The organism is Albidovulum inexpectatum (assembly GCF_002927635.1).
GTDB lineage: Bacteria > Pseudomonadota > Alphaproteobacteria > Rhodobacterales > Rhodobacteraceae > Albidovulum > Albidovulum inexpectatum.
The window spans coordinates 177,372-195,892 of sequence record NZ_PRDS01000006.1; the positions used below are offsets into that span (position 1 = coordinate 177,372).

An 18,521-nucleotide genomic window follows, 5' to 3' on the forward strand; every position below is an offset into this window, starting at 1 on the left:
GGAGCTTCACGATGCGTATCAGACTTCTGGTCCTGTCTCTTGGTGCGGCCTTCGCGCTTTCGGGCTGCCTGCAGACCGATACTGAACGCGGACTCGCCGGCGCGGCGGGGGGCGCCGTCGTGGCCGATGCACTGGGGGGCAATGCGCTCACCGGCGCGCTGGTCGGCGGTGCTGCGGGCGTGTTCTGCGACGACGCAGGCATCTGCCGCTAGGACTTTGGCGCGGGGCATCGCCCCCGCCCTGATCGAGATGATCGACAATCAGGCCATCGCGGCGTCGCGCCGCGGTGGCCTTTTCATTGCTTGCGCGGCCGGGGGTGCCCCCGGCGTTGCGGGAAAGGGGACGGAATGTTCAACAAGATCCTGATCGCGAACCGTGGGGAAATTGCCTGTCGCGTCATCAAGACGGCGCGCAAGATGGGGATTCGCACGGTCGCCGTATATTCGGACGCCGATCGCAACGCCTTGCATGTGCGCATGGCGGACGAGGCCGTCCATATCGGCCCCGCACCGGCGAACCAGTCTTATATCGTGATCGACCGCATCATGGATGCGATACGGAAGACGGGTGCCGAGGCTGTCCATCCCGGTTATGGTTTCCTGTCGGAAAATCCCCGCTTTGCCGAGGCGCTGGAGAAGGAAGGCGTCGTCTTCATCGGCCCGCCCAAGACCGCGATCGAGGCGATGGGCGACAAGATCACCTCGAAGAAGCTTGCGGCCGAAGCCGGCGTCAGCACGGTCCCCGGCTATATGGGTCTGATCGAGGACGCGGACGAAGCCGTGCGCATCAGCCGTCAGATCGGTTATCCGGTCATGATCAAGGCCAGCGCGGGGGGCGGCGGCAAGGGCATGCGCATCGCGTGGAACGACGACGAGGCCCGCGAAGGTTTCCAGAGTTCGAAGAACGAAGCCGCCAGCAGCTTTGGCGACGATCGGATCTTCATCGAGAAATTCGTCACCCAACCCCGGCATATCGAAATCCAGGTCCTGGCCGACAGGCATGGCAACTGCGTCCACCTGTTCGAGCGCGAATGCTCGATCCAGAGGCGCAACCAGAAGGTCATCGAAGAAGCGCCTTCGCCGTTCCTGGACGAAGAGACGCGCCGAGCCATGGGCGAACAGGCCTGCGCTCTGGCCCGCGCGGTGGGCTATTCCAGTGCGGGCACGGTCGAGTTCATCGTGGATGGCGATCGAAATTTCTATTTCCTTGAAATGAACACGCGCCTGCAGGTCGAACACCCGGTGACCGAGCTGATCACCGGCATCGATCTGGTCGAACAGATGATCCGTGTCGCGGCGGGCGAAAAGCTGCCCTTTGCGCAGGAGGATCTGAAGATCAACGGCTGGGCCATCGAAAGCCGTCTGTATGCCGAGGACCCGTATCGCAACTTCCTGCCCTCGACCGGCCGTCTGACGCGCTATCGCCCCCCGGCCGAGGCCGTTACGGCAACCAGTATCGTACGCAACGATACCGGCGTCTATGAAGGCGGCGAGATCAGCATGTTCTATGACCCGATGATCGCGAAGCTGTGTTCGTGGGCGCCGACGCGCAGCGAGGCGATCGAGGTCATGCGCGTCGCGCTGGACGAATTCGAGGTCGAGGGCATCGGACACAATCTGCCGTTCCTTTCGGCGGTCATGGACCATCCACGCTTCGTGAAAGGCGACCTGACAACGGCCTTCATTGCCGAGGAGTTTCCCGACGGCTTCAATGGCGTTACCCTGCAACCCGATCAGTTGCGCCGGATCGCAGCATGCGCCGCGGCCATGCACCGGGTCTGCGAAATCCGCGACGCACGCATTTCGGGCCGGCTTGGCAATCACGAGCGCCGGGTCGGTACCGATTGGGTGGTCGCCGTTCAGGGCGAGGAATTCGCGCTGCATATCGACGCCGATCGCGATGGCGCGACGGTGACCTTCGCCGACGGCACGCGCCACCGCGTGGCCTCGGACTGGAAGCCCGGCATGACGCTGGCTCGGCTGGAGGTCGATGGTCAACCGGTCGTGCTGAAGGTCGACCGTATCCCGGCAGGCTACCGCATCCGCAGTCGCGGCGCCGATCTGAAGGTTCATGTGCGCAGTCCCCGCGTCGCCGAACTTGCGCGACTGATGCCGGAAAAGGCCGCGCCCGACATGTCGAAATACCTGCTGTGCCCGATGCCCGGGATGGTGGTGAAGATCCATGTCGAGGAAGGCGACGAAGTGCAGGAAGGGCAGGCCCTGGCTACGGTCGAGGCCATGAAGATGGAAAACATCCTGCGCGCCGAACGCAAGGCGGTGGTCGCCAGTATCAAGGTCGAGGCCGGGGCCAGCCTGCAGGTGGACGAAGTGATCATGGAGTTCGAATAGGGATGCAGCTGACCCTGCATATCGGAGCCCATCGCACGGGATCGACGGCATTGCAGCAGCTTTGCCGACGTCGTCGCGACTGGTTGCGGGGATACGGTATTGCGTTCTGGGGGCCGCGCACGATGCGCGCCGGGCGGCGTCGCGATTTCGTGCCGCGTGTGGCGCGCGGCGGCGGGCCGGGCGCCAGGCGGCCCGACCTGGCAGGTGTCGTGCATGAGATGCATGTGGCCTTTGCAGCCGAAGCCGAGTCGGGGATCGACCATATCCTGGTCAGCGAGGAAAACCTGCTTGGCGCCATGGCCGAGACCTATGCCGATGGCACGCTGTACTGGGATGCACGTGACTGGCTGGCGGCGACCGCCGAGCTGTTCCCGGTGCAGCCCGACCAGATATTCCTGTGCATCCGCGATTATGCCAGCCTTGCGGTGTCGATCTATTCTCACTTGATCTGCCGCAAGCCGATGGGGCCCTTTGACGATCAGCGGATGATGCGGCTGGGGCAGAGCAGGGGGTGGGTGGACGTGGTGCGCGACATCCACACGGTGTTTCCCGACAGTCGGATCGTGGTTTGGCAATACGATTCCTCGCGACAGGCGGTGTCGAAGGCTCTTGCGCGGATGATCGGTCCGGATCTGGCGCGGGAACTGGGAGATCCGCCGCGCGCTGCGGGGCGATCGGCCTCTGCCTATGCCGTGTTCGAGCTTCTGCAACTGGGCGCGCGCGGCGATTGGGGCGACCGAGAGGCCTATCGGGAAGAGGCCGAGCGTATACGAGGGGCATTGCCCGGCCCCAGGTTGTCGCCGTTTTCCGCCGATCAGCTGAAGATCCTGCAATCCCGGTTCGAGAACGACTGGCGACTGCTTGCCGAAGGCGCGGTCAACGGCGTCGAGCTGTGCGATCCGCCTTCCATGCGGGAGGTCGCCGGATGATCGCCCGCTACTGCTCGCGCAGACGTTCGTCCCGGATTTCCTGCTGGCGCAGCGGGAACTTGTCGATCGCACGCACGATTTCGCGGACGCTCCAGGGTAGCGGCTTGCGCAGCTTCACCGCGCCGTCCTTGTCCAGCAGCACCATCGAGAAACCGCGCGGCCGCAGTTTTTCGCGGACGGCGCTCTTTTGTGACGGATCGGTATCGACGATCACGACCACGTCGCGCTTGATCAGTTCCTGGGGGTCGTCGGCCAGATACAGCATCTGGTTGACGAAGGCCGGGTCGTTCGGGCTGTCGGCAAAGACGACGATCGGCCGCTTCTTCCATACGAAATCCTCCAGCCGAACCTCGGCCGCGGGCAGGATTTCCAGACGATCGGTTTCGGCCTCGGCGGCAAGCGCGGGGAAAAGCGTCGACATCCATGCCGCAAGGGCCAGAACGAAGATGTATCTCATGCAGCCTCCTGTCCCTGTCATATAGGTGACAGGGGTCGGGTGGAAAGGTTTCTTGCCGCCAGGTCGCGGCGCAGGGAAAGGACGAAGATCATGACGGACCCGTTGGAAAGCTGGCGCAAGCTTGCCGAGAAGGAGCTGAAGGGCAAGAGCCCCGACGATCTGGTCTGGAACACGCTGGAAGGCATCCCGGTCAAGCCGCTTTACACCGAGGCGGATCTGGAGGGGGTCGGGCATTTGGGCTCGCTGCCCGGTCTGCCGCCCTTCGTGCGCGGCCCGCGCGCGACCATGTATGCCGGGCGCCCTTGGACGATCCGCCAATATGCGGGCTTTTCGACCGCCGAGGAATCCAATGCCTTCTATCGCAAGGCGCTGGCGGCGGGGCAGCAGGGCGTCTCGGTTGCGTTCGACCTGGCCACCCATCGCGGCTATGACAGCGATCATCCGCGCGTCGTGGGCGATGTCGGAAAGGCGGGCGTGGCCATCGACAGCGTCGAGGACATGAAGATCCTGTTCGACGGCATCCCGCTGGACCGCATCAGCGTCAGCATGACGATGAATGGCGCGGTGATCCCGATCATGGCCAATTTCATCGTCACGGGCGAAGAACAGGGCGTCAGCCGCGACAAGCTTTCGGGCACGATCCAGAACGACATCCTGAAGGAATTCATGGTGCGGAACACCTATATCTATCCGCCCGAACCTTCGATGCGGATCGTGGCCGACATCATCGAATACACCGCGCGCGAGATGCCGAAGTTCAACAGCATCTCGATCTCCGGCTATCACATGCAGGAGGCGGGCGCGAACCTGGTGCAGGAGCTGGCCTATACCCTGGCCGATGGGCGCGAATATGTGCGCGCGGCGCTGGCGCGGGGCATGAATGTGGACGATTTCGCGCCGCGGCTGTCGTTCTTCTTTGCCATCGGCATGAATTTCTTCATGGAAATCGCCAAGCTGCGGGCCGCGCGGCTGCTGTGGCACCGCATCATGTCCGAGTTCAACCCCAAGAAGCCGCAAAGTCTGATGCTGCGCACCCATTGCCAGACTTCGGGCGTGTCGTTGCAGGAACAGGACCCGTACAACAACATCGTCCGCACGGCCTATGAGGCGCTGGCCGCGGCGCTGGGCGGGACCCAGTCCCTGCATACCAACGCGCTGGACGAGGCGATCGCGCTGCCCACCGAATTCTCGGCCCGGATCGCGCGCAACACGCAGCTGATCCTGCAAGAGGAGACGGGCATCACCCATGTCGTCGATCCGCTGGCGGGGTCGTACTACATCGAACGGCTGACCGCCGATCTGGCGGAAAAGGCCTGGGCCATGATCGAGGAAGTCGAGGCCATGGGCGGCATGACCAAGGCGGTGGCCAGCGGTCTGCCCAAGATGCGGATCGAGGAAACCGCGGCCCGTCGTCAGGCCATGATCGACCGCGGCGAAGAGGTCATCGTCGGCGTCAACAAGTACCGCAAGGAGCACGAAGAACCCATCGAGATCCTTGACGTCGACAACATGAAGGTGCGCGAGGCACAGATCGCCCGGCTGGAACGGGTGCGTGCAAGCCGCGATCAGGCGGCCTGCGATGCCGCGCTGGCCGAGCTGGAACGGCGCGCGCGCGAAGGGGGCAACCTGCTGGAGGCGGCGGTCGAGGCAGCGCGGGCGCGCGCAAGTGTGGGAGAGATCAGCATGGCGATGGAAAAGGTGTTCGGACGCCACAGGGCCGAGATCCGCACCCTGTCGGGCGTCTATGGCGCGGCCTACGAGGGGGACGAAGGCTTTGCCCGCATTCAGCGCGAGGTCGAGGCCTTTGCCGAGGAAGAGGGGCGCCGTCCGCGGATGCTGGTCGTCAAGATGGGCCAGGACGGCCATGATCGGGGCGCCAAGGTCATCGCCACGGCCTTTGCCGATATCGGCTTTGACGTCGATGTGGGGCCCTTGTTCCAGACGCCAGAGGAAGCCGCGCAGGACGCGATCGACAACGACGTTCACGTGGTTGGCATTTCCAGCCAGGCGGCCGGTCACAAGACGCTGGCCCCCAAGCTGATCGAGGCCCTGCGCGAACGCGGGGCGGATGACATCATCGTCATATGCGGCGGCGTGATCCCCCAGCAGGATTACGATTTCCTCAAACAGGCCGGCGTGAAGGCGATCTTCGGGCCCGGCACCAACATCCCCGCCGCGGCGGCCGAGGTGCTGGAACTGATCCGCAAGGCGCGACGCGTGTGACCGATTCCGGAACCGCGCGGGCCGCACGTGTGAGCCGGTCATGCGCGGCTGGTTGACCCGCCTTTTGCGACACTGCAAGACTGGCGACGGCTGCCCGTGCACGGATCGGCCACACCACCATTTCGGAGCACCGAGTGATCGTCATGAAGAGAATTTCCGGGTTGATTGCGATTGGTTTGCTGTCTGCCAACATCGCCTTCGGGGCCGATGACGGGCTGCGCGAAGCGGCCGAACGCTTTGCCGCGCTGCCGTCTCAGCAGAAGATGATGGACGACATGTTGTCGGTCGATGCCGCAATGGTGCAGCTGCGGGCGACCATGCCCGGTGCGAGCGAGGACGATATGCGCGCCCTGGCCGAGATCGTGAACGACGAACTGAAATCCCTGCGTCCCACCATGGAAGCCGCGATGGTCGACGCAATGGTCGAGATCTACACGCTTGAAGAGATCGAGGCCATGACCGCGTTCTATTCGACCCCGGTCGGCGCCAGCGTGGCGGCCAAGACGCAGCCTTACATGGCCAGTTTCTGGGCACGGATCGGCCCCGAATTTACCGCGATGCAGGGCCGCTTGATGTCGCGAATGCAGCAGCGGATGGAATGACCGGTCCCGTCGATTGACGGGGACATGTGCTGGACGGCGCTTGCATGCGGCGGATCATGCCATGACGGAATGTGTCATCGCGGCATGTCCGCATGGGGGCGGGCGGGGGCGTGCCACCGGAACCGACCCGCTCAGACTGTAACGCCGCCCTTCCGTATGTGACATTTCCGGTCTAGCTTGCGCGCGGAGCGGGCTCAGACATGGCGCGTAGGGCGAGAAGGCAGGGGCATGGCAGCGCTGGATCATCTGGTAGTGACAGCCAGGCGGCTGGAGGAAGGTGTGGCGTGGCTCGAGAGCCTTCTGGCCGTGCCCCTGGAGCCCGGCGGGCATCATGCCGCGATGGGCACGCATAACCGTTTGCTGCGGCTTGGCAATTGTGAATATCTCGAGGTCATCGCCATCGATCCCCATGCACCGGCGCCTCTTCAGCCGCGCTGGTTCGGGCTGGACGGGCGTGCCGGGCCGCCCTCGCTGACCAACTGGGTGGTGCGGGTGGATGATCTGGACGGGGCGCTGGCCGTTGCCCCGAAAGGCGTGGGGCGGATCATGGATCTTTCCCGTGGCGATCTGCGTTGGCGCATGGCCGTGCCCGAGAGTGGGCATCTGCCGTTCGACGGCATGTTCCCCGCCCTGATCGCTTGGCAGGGCGATGCACACCCTGCCGGACGGCTGCCCGACCGTGGGTGCCGGCTGGACCGGCTGGTCATCCGTCATCCGGATGCAGACAAGCTGGCCGACGCGGTCGCCCTTGACGATCCGCGGGTCGAATTCGTCGCAGGGCCGATCGGGATCGAGGCCTGGATCCAGACACCGTTCGGGTTGCGGAGGCTGGGGTGAAGATCCGTCCGGCCGAGGACCGGGATCTGTCAGGGATCCAGGCGATCTGGAATCCGATCATTCGGGACACCACGATCACCTTTGCATCGGATCAGCGCGACGCCATCGCGATTGCCGCCATGATCGCCGCCAGGCGCGCGGCCGGGCGCGAATTTCTTGTTGCCGAAGACGGCGACGCAATCCTGGGTTTTGTCACCTATGAGCAGTTTCGGGCCGGGAATGGCTATGCCCACGCGATGGAGCACACGGTGATGGTATCGCCTGTCGCGCGCGGCAGGGGTGTCGGGGGCGCTCTGATGGCGGCAATTGAATCCCATGCGCGCGATGGCGGGGCGCATTGCATGATCGCGGGCGTGTCGGCCGAGAATGCCGCGGGCATCGTCTTTCACGAACGTATCGGCTATGCCCATGTCGCACGCATTCCGCAGGTCGGCCGCAAGTTCGATCGTTGGCTGGATCTGGTTCTGATGCAGAAATTCCTGTGACTGCGCGCTGACAATCACCGAATAGCGGAGTAACCTGTTCACATGTCCGTCTGGTCCCGCATTTCCGAGGCCCTGCAGGCGCTTGCCAAGGGCGAGCCGCTTTCGGCCGTATTCGACCGTTTGCGCACACCGCCCGAACGCAGCGCCGCCTTTACCATTGCGGTCATCGCGCTTGGGGCAAAGATGGCCAAGGCAGACGGGCAGGTCACGCGCGATGAAGTGACGGCCTTTCGCGAAGTCTTTGCCATCCCGCCGGGCGAAGAGAAGAATGCCGCCAGGGTATTCAACCTCGCGCGGCAGGACGTCGCGGGATACGAACTTTATGCGCGCAAGATCGCGCGCATGTTCGGCCCGGGCGATCCGGTCCTGGTCGATCTTCTGGAAGGGCTGTTCCATATCGCGCTGGCCGATGGCGCGTATCATCCGCACGAAGATGCCTTTCTGCGCGAGGTCGCGCGAATTTTCGGAGTGAGCGAGGCGACGTTTCGTGGCCTTCTGGCGCGCTTTGCACCCGACGAGGCATGCGATTCCTATTGCGTTCTGGGCGTGTCCCCCGATGCACCCATGGAAGAAATCCGGGCTGCCTGGCGTCGGGCGGTGAAGGAATGTCACCCCGACCGGCTGCGGGCGCGGGGCCTGCCGGACGAAGCTCTGAAGATGGCCGAACAGCGTCTGATCGCCATCAACCGGGCATGGGAGGACATCAGCGCCCGGCATGCCGCCTGACTGGAAAACCCATGCGTATCGCAACCTACAATGTCGAATGGTTCACCAATCTCTTTGACCGCGACGGCCGGCTGATGGAGGATCAGGGCTGGTCGGCCCGCCACAATGTCACGCGCGCCGATCAACTTGCTGCGCTGGGCACCGTCTTTGCCGCGATGGATGCGGATGCCGTGATGATCGTCGAGGCGCCCGACGACAATCGCCGTCATCACACCGTCGAGATGCTGGAGGCGTTTGCCACCAGATTCGATCTGCGTACCCGCAAGGCGCTGATCGGTTTCCCGAACGAGACCCAACAGGAAATCGCGCTGCTCTACGACCCTGCGGTTCTCTCGGCCGTGCATGACCCGATCGGCCTGCCCGAACAGTCGATCGAAGGCGTGTCGTCGCCGCGGTTCGACAGTTCCTACCGGATCGATCTGGATATCGACAATACGCTGGACGTGGTGCGGTTCTCCAAGCCGCCGCTGGAGGTTGCGGCGACCGCGCGGAAATCCGGGCGGCAGTTTCGGATGATCGGCGTGCACGTCAAGTCGAAGGCCCCCCATGGCGCGACCGGAGAGGCGCAGATCCGGCGCCTTGCGATCGAAAACCGCCGCAAGCAGCTGGCCCAGTGCATCTGGCTGCGTCACCGGGTCGAGGAACATCTGCGCGCTGGCGACAGTCTCATGGTCATGGGCGATTTCAACGACGGCCCCGGACTGGATGAATACGAAAAGCTGTTCGGTCATTCCGGGGTTGAAATCGTCATGGGGCTGGACGGCCCGCCGGAATTGCAGCTGTATGACCCGCATGCGCGACTGGCCTTTTCCAAGCGTCAGGTCGTCATGCCGTCGACCGCGCGCTTCTATCTGGACGACCAGGGGCGCTTTTTCTCGGCCCTGCTTGATTATCTGATGGTGTCGCCCGACCTGGCCGCGCGCAAACCCCGATGGCGCATCTGGCACCCGTTCGACGATCCGGCAATCTATGCCACGCCCGATCTGCGCGAGGCCTTGCTGACGGCTTCGGATCACTTTCCGGTCTCGATCGATATCGACCTGTAAGCGCTCTCGCGCCAAGGCGCGCGATCGTCTATGATCGGCGCATGAAGACTGGAACCATCTTGTCGATTGCCGCGATCATGGCGGCTCTGGCCCTGCCGGCAGGGGCGCAGGATGCGCCGCCCGCGGACGAGAACGCGTCCGAAGATATCGAGCACGGATTCAGCCTGCTCGAGGAAGGGGCGAAGATCATCCTGCGATCCATGATCGACGAGGTCGAGCCCGCGCTGAAGGATCTTCAGACGGAACTCGGCGATGCCTGGGCCGAAATGGGGCCGGTCCTGCGCGATCTGGCGCGGATGATCGGCCAGATCGACGATTATCATCCGCCCGAGATGCTGCCCAATGGCGATATCATCCTGCGCCGCAAGGTTCCGCTGGCTCCCGACGACCGGCCAGATGCAGCACAGCCGGGCGAAGAGATCGAGATCTGATCACTCGGCCGGCCTGGAATTTTCGGCGCGCTTCGGCCGGGCCGCGACGGTCACCTTGGTTTCCGCGCCCAGGGCCTTGGCCAGCGAGCGGAAACGCGCCTCGGCGACCTCTCCGAACAAGGCTTGCGATTCGGGGTTCAGGCGCAGTTCCAGCACCTTCTTCTTGGGCCGCCAGGCCAGCTCGCCGGCTTCCTCGGGCGACTTCACGGCGAACATCGCGCCAAAGCGCATGGCCTTGCCCAGAACCTCGGCGTCGCGCAACTCGTCCTCCGAGAGCAGCTTGAACAACGGCTCCATCCGCGACCCCGAGCGCGAATTCTTGTAGCGGTGCAACAGCGCGACGCCCAGAAAGACCCGTTCGGGATGCGACAGCCCGCCCAGATTGGCGCGGGTGGCATTGTCGAAGCACACCTCGGCACGATAATCGGGATGGGCGCGCCAGGTCGTGTCGTGCAGCAGACATGCCGCCCGGATCAGACGCAGCCTTTCGAAGCTGGCATTCGAATAGAGCGGCAGCAGGAACTGATACAGTTTCTTGCCAAAGCCCGGCATCCGGGCCTGCGTGCGTTCTGCATGGCGGCACGCTTCGATCAACGGGTCGCGCATGCGCAGCCGCTCGGGCATCTGTTCGTACAACAGGCCTTCGCGAATGCCATACGAGGAGACGTCGATCTCCTTGGGCCGGAAGGTTCGGATCAGCTGGCGCAGGACCTGCGCGGCCAGCGGGACCACCGCCATGCGGGCGGCCGAGGTTCCTGTCCGCGCGCGCAGATCATCCAGATCGCTTTCCTCGATCCAGTTCAATGTCTGCAACAGGCCCTGCGGCTTCATCCGGTATTCGTGCAGAACGGTCATCGGGTATTTGCGCCGCTCCATGTCCAGCCGCGCGATGGCGCGCCACGATCCGCCGACGAGATAGATCCGGTCGTGGTCGGTACCCATCTGCTCGGCCAGGGACTCGACCGTCTGGCGGATGAATTTCTGCACGCCCTTGCGGCCGCCCGTGATTTCCTGCAGCCGGAACGGACCCAGCGGCGAGGAAATGCGGCGGCCGACCTTGCCGCCGGCGACCTCGGCCAGTTCCATCGAGCTGCCGCCGATATCGCAAACAAGTCCCTGTGCCTCGGGCCAGCCCAGCAGCACGCCCTGTGCCGACAGGCGGGCCTCTTCCAGCCCGTCGATCACCCACAGTTTCAGACCGGTCTCGCGCTCGACCTCTTCGCAGAACTCGGCCCCGTCCTCGGCCTCGCGCACGGCGGCGGTCGCGACGCAGGTCAGGCTGGGCAGCTCCATGCCCTGGGCAAGAAGTGCAAAGCGCTTCAGCGCGGCCAATGCCCGCCTGCGACCCTCGGGGTTCAGCCGTCCCGTCGCGGCAAGCCCCTGCCCAAGTCCGGCCATGACCTTTTCGTTGTAGAAATAGGCCGGGCTGCGTGCTGCGCCGTCGAAAACGACAAGCCGGACCGAGTTCGACCCCACATCGACCACGCCGACCCGTTCCAGCGCGCGTGCAGAAGGGTCGTCGAACAAGGGCTTTCCAAACGGCCCCCAATCTTCGGCAAGGGCCCGGGCCGTGGCGGCCTTCGCGCCTTCTTTCCTGCGGGGCTTTTCGGTCTGGTCAGTTGTGGACATGGTCATCCTGTTCGCTGGCATGGGCAAGTTTCGGGGCGTCCTTTGCCCCAGCCGACCCCCGGCCCGAAAGCGAGGGGTTTTCCATGAAGAATCGGTGGCAGCTGAACAGATCGTCGCGGTCCGGCGGCAGATCGCGCAGATACTTGCCATCGGGGCGCAGTACCCAGCTTTGGGCCTCGTCCGCCAGGTTCGCCGCCATGATCTGGCTTGTGATCTGTTCCTTGACGGTTTCGTTGTGCATCTCGACCAGGGTTTCGACCCGCCGTGAGAGATTTCGATCCATCCAGTCGGCCGAGGAGATGAAGACCCGCGCCCGCGGCGACGGCAGGCCATGCCCGTTGCCAAAGCAGACGATGCGGGAATGTTCCAGAAACCGGCCCACGATGGACTTGACCCGGATATTCTCGCTCAGGCCCCGGATGCCGGGCCGTATGCCGCAGATGCCGCGGACCACAAGGTCGATGCGAACGCCTGCCTGGCTGGCGGCATAAAGCGCGTCGATGACATCGGGTTCGATCAGCGCGTTCATCTTGGCCCAGATCCGCCCGGGACGGCCGGCGCGGGCATGGTCGGCCTCGGCCGCGATCATCTGCAGCAGCCGCTCTTTCAGCGAGATCGGCGCGATCGCCAGGTTCTCCAGCCCCTCGGGCTGAACATAGCCGGACAGGTAGTTGAAGACCTTCGCGGCATCGCGCCCCAGCGCGGGATCGCAGGTAAAGAAGGACAGGTCGGTATAGATGCGCGCCGTGATCGGGTGGTAATTGCCGGTCCCGAAATGGGTATAGGTAACCAGGCTGTCACCTTCGCGCCGGACAACGGCCGAGATCTTGGCGTGGGTCTTGTAGTTCAGGAAACCATAGACGACATGGGCGCCGGCCCGCTCCAGCCTGCGGGACTGGCGGATATTCGCGGCTTCGTCGAATCGCGCCTTGAGTTCGACAAGCGCGGTGACGGACTTGCCCGCTTCGGCCGCGTCGCACAGCGCCTGCACGATCGGGCTGTCATGGGATGTGCGATACAGCGTCTGCTTGATCGCCAGCACGTTCGGATCCGAAGCGGCCTGGTTGAGAAAGCGCACAACCATGTCGAAGCTTTCATAAGGATGATGCAGCAGAAGATCCTTCTGCCGGATCGCGGCGAACATGTCGCCGTCATGGTCCTGTACGCGTTCGGGCACGCGCGGGGTGAAAGGCGGCCACAGAAGGTCACGCCGGCTGTCCAGAACCAGTTCCTTCAGATCGGACATGCCCAGCATGCCGCGAACATCGACGACCTCGTCATGGGTGACGTCGAGTTCGTCCATGATGAGTGCGCGCAGGTCGGCCGGGGCGCCGGCGGTGATCTTCAGCCGCACGACACGACCGCGCCGCCGCCGCTTCAACGCGGTCTCGAATTCGCGCACCAGGTCTTCGGCTTCGTCCTCGACCTCGATGTCGCTGTCGCGCAGCACGCGGAAAGCGCAATGTCCGGCATCGCGATAGCCCGGAAACAGCGATTCCAGGTGCAGGATCAGCATGTCCTCCATCGGCAGAAAACGGGCTTCTCCGGGCAAGCGAACGAAACGTGGGATCTGTTGCGGAATGGGCAAGAGCGCCTTCAACGGCCTGCCGTCGCGCTCGCGTTCAAGCTTGAGCGCCAGTGAAAAGCCCGTGTTCGGAATGAACGGGAAGGGATGCGCGGGGTCGATGGCCAGGGGCGAAAGGACGGGAAAGACGTTTTCGAAGAAGTGGCGGTCCAGGAAGGCACGATCGCGCCGCGTCAGGCGCGAGCGCGAGACGACCTCGATCCCGTTTTCGGACAATTCCCGTTTCAGCCGGTTCCAGATCAGCTGTTGTTCCTTCATCAGGTGACGGGCATCCGCATCGATCAGCGCCAGCTGCTCGGCCGGGGTCAGCCCGTCATGCGACAGCACGGCATTGCCGCCGCGGACCAGTTCCTTAAGGCCCGCGACGCGGACGGTATAGAATTCGTCCAGATTGGTCGCCGAGATCGAGAGAAAACGAAGCCGTTCGAGCAGGGGTACGCGCGGGTTGCGCGATTCCTCGAGCACGCGCCAGTTGAAGGCCAGCCAGCTGAGCTCGCGATTGAAGAACCGCTTGGGACCCGCGATGGCTTCGGCGGGCAGATCCACGGGGGCGGGGGGTGGCGAGTTCAGGAAGTCGGCCTGAGTCATGTCTGCCCTTTAGCGGTTGGATGTGGCGGTTTCCTGACAGCGGTGTCACATGCCCGCCGACCACCGGATGCGGATCGCGCTGCGGCTGGCGGCGTCGCCATCATGGCGTCTGCTCGGCCAGCATGTCCAGAACCTCGGCCGCCAATGCGCGCGTGACGGCGGTCCGGCGGGCAAGCGACAACGCATCCAGTTCGGCCACGATGCGCCGCGCGGCACCAAACGACCGGTCCATCCGCGACACCAGCCACGGGATCAGCGTGGGTGCCACGGCCAGCTGCCTGTCGGCGAACAGCTTGACCAGAACCGCCGCCAGCAGCGCGTCATCGGGCGCCAGAAGCTGTGCGGTGGCGGTGGCCTGCATCCGGCTGGCCAGATCGGGCAGGGCGATGCCCCAGTCGCGCGGCGCAGAACGCGCGGTGAGAAGAAGCGGCGCGCCCGCGGCCAGCATGTGATTGTGCAGGTGAAACAGCGCGACCTCCCCTGTTGGGTCGCCCGCGATCCGGTCCGCGTCCTCGATCACGATCGGGCCGGGCTCGGGCAGATCGTGATCACGCAGATCCGCGGCACGGATGATGCGCGCACCCCGATCGCCGGCCCAGACATGGGCAAGGTGGCTCTTGCCGGAACCTTCCGGGCCGATCAGCAGCATCTTTCCCTGCGGCCAGTCGCCCGCGTCCAGCGCCGCCAGCGCCAGTTCATTGGCCGGAGAGACGAAGAAATCCTCGCGTCCCAGTGCGGGTCGCACCGGCAGATCGAAGGCAAGCTGGGCCATGGGTCCTAGTCTGCTGATCCTTGCTGGGTCTGACTGCCCTGCGTTTCAATTCCGCGATACAGGCGGCTTTCCAGATACTTCTCTATGGCAAAACGCGCCAGAACGCCAATCGCCGCGGCGACGGGGACGGCCACCAGCATCCCGACGAAGCCAAACAGCGAACCAAAGGCCGATAGGGCGAACAACAGCCAGACCGGATGCAGGCCGACCGACTTTCCCACCAGGCGCGGCGTGATGATGTTGCCTTCCAGAAACTGACCTGCCGCGAAGATCCCCGCGACGATGCCGATCTGCAGCCAATCGCCCCAGAACTGAAACAATGCCAGGCCGATCGCCAGCGTGCCGCCCACGATCGCTCCGACATAGGGAATGAAGGTGATCAGCCCGGCGATCGCGCCGACCAGCAGGCCGAAATCCAGCCCCGCCAGCATCAGCGCGGTGGAATAGAACGTGCCCAGGATCAAGCAGACCGATACCTGCCCGCGCACGAATCCGGCCAGAACGCCGTCGATCTCGCGCGCCAGGCGCCGGACCGTCTGGCGGTGGTCGCGGGGCACGAGCCGGTCGATCTCGGCCACCATCCCGTCCCAGTCCAGCAGCATGTAGAAGGCCACCACCGGGACGACGACGATGAACACGACCGCGTTGATCAGGCTCAGCGCCGAGCTGAGAACCCCCTGCGCCAGCTTGCCGCCCTGCGACCGGATCGTTTCGCCGATCGCCGAGAGCGTGTCGCGCAGCACGCTTTCATTGTCCATCAGTGAAGGAAACCGATCCGAGAGAAATGCCTGCAGCTGCCCCGTGATCGAGGGTGCGGCCTCGACCAGGCCGGAAAGCTGACGAACCAGCATGGGCACGATCAGCAGGCCCAGGATCACGAAGATGACGACCGCCGAAAGCGAAATCACCGTCGTGGCGGCTGCGCGGCTTAGCCCCACGCGTTCCAGCCGGTCGGCTATGGGGTCAAGGAAATAGGCGATCGCCCCGCCGACCAGGAATGGCAGGACGACCTGCCCCAGGGCCCACAGCGCCAGAAGGAACAGCGCAAACGCAATTCCCCAATAGGTCACCTGCTGCCGGACGGGTAGGGCCATGACATCCTCTTTCTGCCGACAGCTTTCATGGCGCATGCGGCGCGTCCGTGCAAGCGCCGCAGCGTTCCGTGCCAAACCTGTCCGCTTTTCCTTGCCAAAGGGCGTGGTGGCGCTATCCTTTCGGCGTCCATGGGGATGCCGCAGTGCTGAAAGTCGCAAAGTTTCCGCAGATCACCGAAATCACGCCGACGGCGGCGATTGACCGCGCCCGCCATGGCTGGCGCGCGAAATGCCTGCAGCGACTGATCCGGCTTGATCTGCCGGTGCCGCGTACGGTGGCGCTGGATTGTGAAAGCGTCCGCGCGATCGCAGCGGGGCAGATGCCCGATGTCGATGCGATCGCGGCGATGTTCGAGGGCGAACTTGTCTCGGTCCGTCCCTCGCCGGGCGAGCCCGAATGGGGCGGTCCGAACACGGTCCTGAGTGTCGGGATGAATGCCCGCATGCACGAATTGCTGGCCCGCGAACACGGGCAAGCCTTCGCCGATGCGCTGTATCTTGGCTTTGTTCAGTCCTATGCGATCCATGTCGCGCGGCTTGACCCGGACCTCTTCACCGCCGAGCCGTCACCCACGGCCCTGGCGGCGGCTCTGGCGGCCTACGAGGCCGAGATGGACGAGGAATTTCCGCAGTCGCCCGCGCGGCAATTGTCCGAGGTTCTGCGTTCCATGGCGCGCGCATGGGAAGGAACCAGCGCGCGGCTGCTGCGTCAGGCCAAGGGGGCGCCCGCCGATGCGCCGCTGGGCTTGGTCGTCCAGCGCATGGCCCTTGCCGTGGGGCCGGGAGTTGCGGGGACCGGGACGATCCAGATGGTCGACAGCGCAAGCGGAGCGCCGCAGATCACCGGGCGCTTCGTGGCGGTCGATCCGGACGATCCGCGCGAGACACGGCCCTATTACCTTGTACGTGATCCGCGCGGGCCTTCTTTGGAGGATGTCGCGCCAGACCTGTTTGCGCAATTGCAGGACCATTGCCGCATCTGCCGCGCGCGCCTGCGCGAGGAGATGCAGATCGAATTCGCCATCGAACGCGGAGAGCTGCGCGTGATCGATGCCGTGCGGGTGACGCGCAGCCCGCGTGCGGCCGTGCGTATCGCGGTTTCGCTTGCTCGTGACGGGATCATTTCGCGCGACGAAGCCATCATGCGAATCCCACCCCAGTCCCTGTCAGAGCTGCTGCACCGGCAGGTCGATCCGCGCGCCCCGCGCGAGGTGGTCGCCCGCGGAATCGGTGCCAGCCCGGGCGCGGCGGCGGGCCGGATCGTGTTCACCGCGGCTGATGCCCAGGCCGCGGCCGCGCGCGACGAGGCCTGCATATTGGTCCGCCGCGAAACCTCGCCCGAGGATATTCGCGGCATGCATGCGGCCGTCGCCGTTCTGACCGAGCGGGGCGGGATGACCAGCCACGCGGCGGTCATTGCGCGCGGGCTGGGGCTGCCCTGCATCGTCGGGGCGTCGGAGCTGGAAATCGACCTGCGCGATCGCCGGATCGTCACGCGAACCGGCCGCGTCCTGCGCGAAGGCGACACGGTTACCGTGGATGGCACATCGGGTGAGGTTCTGGGAGGGCAGGCTCAGATGCTTGAGCCCGCGCTGGACGAATGGTTCCGCACGCTTCTGGACTGGGCCGACAGCGTTCGCGACATCGGCGTGCGCGCCAATGCCGACACGCCTGCCGATGCCCGCACCGCGCGCATGTTCGACGCCGAGGGAATCGGCCTGTGCCGGACCGAACACATGTTCTTTGACCAGGACCGCCTGACGGTCATGCGCGAGATGATCTTTGCCGATACGGCGGCCGACCGGAAGGTTGCGCTGGATCGATTGTTGCCGATGCAGCGCGAAGACTTCATCGCGCTGTTCGACATCATGGCCGGCCTGCCGGTCTGCATCCGCCTGCTGGATCCGCCGCTGCACGAATTCCTGCCGCAGGACCGCGACGGGATGCGCGAACTGGCCGAATCGCTGGACAGGCCGCTGTCCGAGGTCATGCGTCGGGTCGAGGCGCTGTCCGAGTTCAACCCGATGCTGGGTCTTCGCGGTGTACGACTGGGCCTGATCTATCCCGAGATCTACGAAATGCAGGCGCGTGCGATCTTCGAGGCTACCGTCGAGACCGCGCGGCGCGGTGCGGCGGTGGTCCCCGAGATCATGATTCCGCTGGTTTCGGCCCGCCGCGAGGTCGAGCTGGTGCGGACCCGCGTGGATTCCGTCGCTGCGGAGGTGCGCAACGCAAGCGGGGTCGATTTCGACTACCGCCTGGGGGTCATGGTCGAGACGCCGCGCGCCGCCCTACGGGCTGGCGACATTGCCCAGCATGCATCATTCCTGTCGTTTGGCACGAATGACCTGACCCAGATGACCTATGGCCTGTCGCGCGACGACGCGGGCCGTTTCATGGCCGAATATGTTCAGCAGGGGATCTTTCCCGAAGACCCGTTCCACATACTCGACAAGGACGGGGTGGGTGAGTTGCTGACCATCGGCGCGGCGCGGGGGCGGCAGGCACGGCCGGATCTGACGCTGTCGGTTTGCGGTGAACATGGAGGGAATCCCCAGTCCATCGAAATCTGCCGCCGGATGGGATTCGATTATGTGTCCTGTTCGCCATTTCGCGTTCCGATTGCGCGATTGGCGGCGGCGCAATTTGCGCTGAGCGAGTCGACCGTCAAGTAGAATTTATAAGAATTATCAATTTGTTAGTTTTCGATCCTGATAATTCATGCAAGCCGCAGAGCGCGTTTCACATGAAGCTGCGGGCGCGATTTTG

16 protein-coding genes are annotated in these 18,521 nt (G+C 64.6%); 11 read left to right on the plus strand and 5 right to left on the minus strand.

Translation table 11 applies throughout. From position 1 onward, the window contains the following. The first annotated feature begins 11 nt into the window (after positions 1-11). The 3 genes from LV82_RS10875 to LV82_RS10885 all read left to right on the plus strand — a co-directional run bounded on the left by LV82_RS10875 (position 12) and on the right by LV82_RS10885 (position 3,277). Positions 12-212, plus strand: coding sequence for a hypothetical protein (locus LV82_RS10875; RefSeq protein ID WP_104071590.1), 201 nt, complete (start codon positions 12-14; stop codon positions 210-212). Between the two features lie 135 nt (positions 213-347). Beyond that, entirely contained in the window at positions 348-2,348 is a 2,001-nt protein-coding gene (locus tag LV82_RS10880) for an acetyl-CoA carboxylase biotin carboxylase subunit (protein ID WP_104071592.1), read from the plus strand. Between the two features lie 2 nt (positions 2,349-2,350). Beyond that, positions 2,351-3,277: a hypothetical protein gene (locus LV82_RS10885; RefSeq protein ID WP_104071594.1), complete on the plus strand. Its 927-nt coding sequence runs from the start codon at positions 2,351-2,353 to the stop codon at positions 3,275-3,277. A 7-nt stretch (positions 3,278-3,284) separates the two neighbouring features. On the opposite strand, the gene LV82_RS10890 is transcribed toward LV82_RS10885, so the two are convergent. Continuing rightward, positions 3,285-3,734 carry a DUF4174 domain-containing protein gene (locus LV82_RS10890; RefSeq protein ID WP_104071596.1) on the minus strand — a complete coding sequence of 150 codons (450 nt, stop codon included), beginning with the start codon at positions 3,732-3,734 and terminating at the stop codon, positions 3,285-3,287. Positions 3,735-3,824: 90 nt separating this feature from the next. Here LV82_RS10890 and scpA point away from each other — a divergent pair, with 90 nt between their 5' ends. The 7 genes from scpA to LV82_RS10925 all read left to right on the plus strand — a co-directional run bounded on the left by scpA (position 3,825) and on the right by LV82_RS10925 (position 10,084). Further along, on the plus strand, positions 3,825-5,957 hold the full coding sequence (gene scpA, locus LV82_RS10895; RefSeq protein WP_104071695.1) for a methylmalonyl-CoA mutase: 2,133 nt from the start codon (positions 3,825-3,827) through the stop codon (positions 5,955-5,957). Positions 5,958-6,100: 143 nt separating this feature from the next. After that, positions 6,101-6,559 (plus strand): DUF2059 domain-containing protein, encoded by a 459-nt coding sequence (locus LV82_RS10900; protein WP_104071598.1) that lies wholly within the window; start codon positions 6,101-6,103, stop codon positions 6,557-6,559. A gap of 228 nt (positions 6,560-6,787) precedes the next feature. Beyond that, positions 6,788-7,396 (plus strand): VOC family protein, encoded by a 609-nt coding sequence (locus LV82_RS10905; protein ID WP_104071599.1) that lies wholly within the window; start codon positions 6,788-6,790, stop codon positions 7,394-7,396. After that, positions 7,393-7,881 carry a GNAT family N-acetyltransferase gene (locus LV82_RS10910; RefSeq protein WP_104071601.1) on the plus strand — a complete coding sequence of 163 codons (489 nt, stop codon included), beginning with the start codon at positions 7,393-7,395 and terminating at the stop codon, positions 7,879-7,881. Before LV82_RS10905 ends, LV82_RS10910 begins: the two co-directional genes overlap by 4 nt. Positions 7,882-7,923: 42 nt before the next feature. After that, positions 7,924-8,607, plus strand: a complete 684-nt coding sequence (locus tag LV82_RS10915) for a molecular chaperone DjiA (protein WP_104071602.1) — start codon at positions 7,924-7,926, stop codon at positions 8,605-8,607. An 11-nt stretch (positions 8,608-8,618) separates the two neighbouring features. Next, the gene (locus LV82_RS10920) at positions 8,619-9,653 is read left to right on the plus strand and encodes an endonuclease/exonuclease/phosphatase family protein (protein WP_104071604.1); all 1,035 of its coding nucleotides are present in this window, start codon (positions 8,619-8,621) and stop codon (positions 9,651-9,653) included. A gap of 41 nt (positions 9,654-9,694) precedes the next feature. Next, complete coding sequence (locus tag LV82_RS10925; RefSeq protein WP_104071606.1) at positions 9,695-10,084, plus strand: AAA+ family ATPase; 390 nt, start codon at positions 9,695-9,697, stop codon at positions 10,082-10,084. On the opposite strand, the gene ppx is transcribed toward LV82_RS10925, so the two are convergent. The 4 genes from ppx to LV82_RS10945 all read right to left on the minus strand — a co-directional run bounded on the left by ppx (position 10,085) and on the right by LV82_RS10945 (position 15,752). Next, positions 10,085-11,713 carry an exopolyphosphatase gene (ppx, locus tag LV82_RS10930; RefSeq protein ID WP_104071697.1) on the minus strand — a complete coding sequence of 543 codons (1,629 nt, stop codon included), beginning with the start codon at positions 11,711-11,713 and terminating at the stop codon, positions 10,085-10,087. Beyond that, the gene (locus LV82_RS10935; RefSeq protein ID WP_104071608.1) at positions 11,700-13,886 is read right to left on the minus strand and encodes an RNA degradosome polyphosphate kinase; all 2,187 of its coding nucleotides are present in this window, start codon (positions 13,884-13,886) and stop codon (positions 11,700-11,702) included. The genes ppx and LV82_RS10935 overlap by 14 nt, the downstream gene beginning before the upstream one ends. A gap of 100 nt (positions 13,887-13,986) precedes the next feature. Further along, positions 13,987-14,658: a P-loop NTPase family protein gene (locus LV82_RS10940; protein ID WP_104071610.1), complete on the minus strand. Its 672-nt coding sequence runs from the start codon at positions 14,656-14,658 to the stop codon at positions 13,987-13,989. Positions 14,659-14,663: 5 nt separating this feature from the next. Next, a complete protein-coding gene (locus LV82_RS10945; RefSeq protein ID WP_104071699.1) occupies positions 14,664-15,752 on the minus strand; it encodes an AI-2E family transporter in 1,089 nt (362 codons plus the stop codon). Positions 15,753-15,895: 143 nt separating this feature from the next. Here LV82_RS10945 and LV82_RS10950 point away from each other — a divergent pair, with 143 nt between their 5' ends. After that, positions 15,896-18,427 carry a putative PEP-binding protein gene (locus LV82_RS10950; RefSeq protein ID WP_104071612.1) on the plus strand — a complete coding sequence of 844 codons (2,532 nt, stop codon included), beginning with the start codon at positions 15,896-15,898 and terminating at the stop codon, positions 18,425-18,427. Positions 18,428-18,521 lie beyond the last annotated feature (94 nt).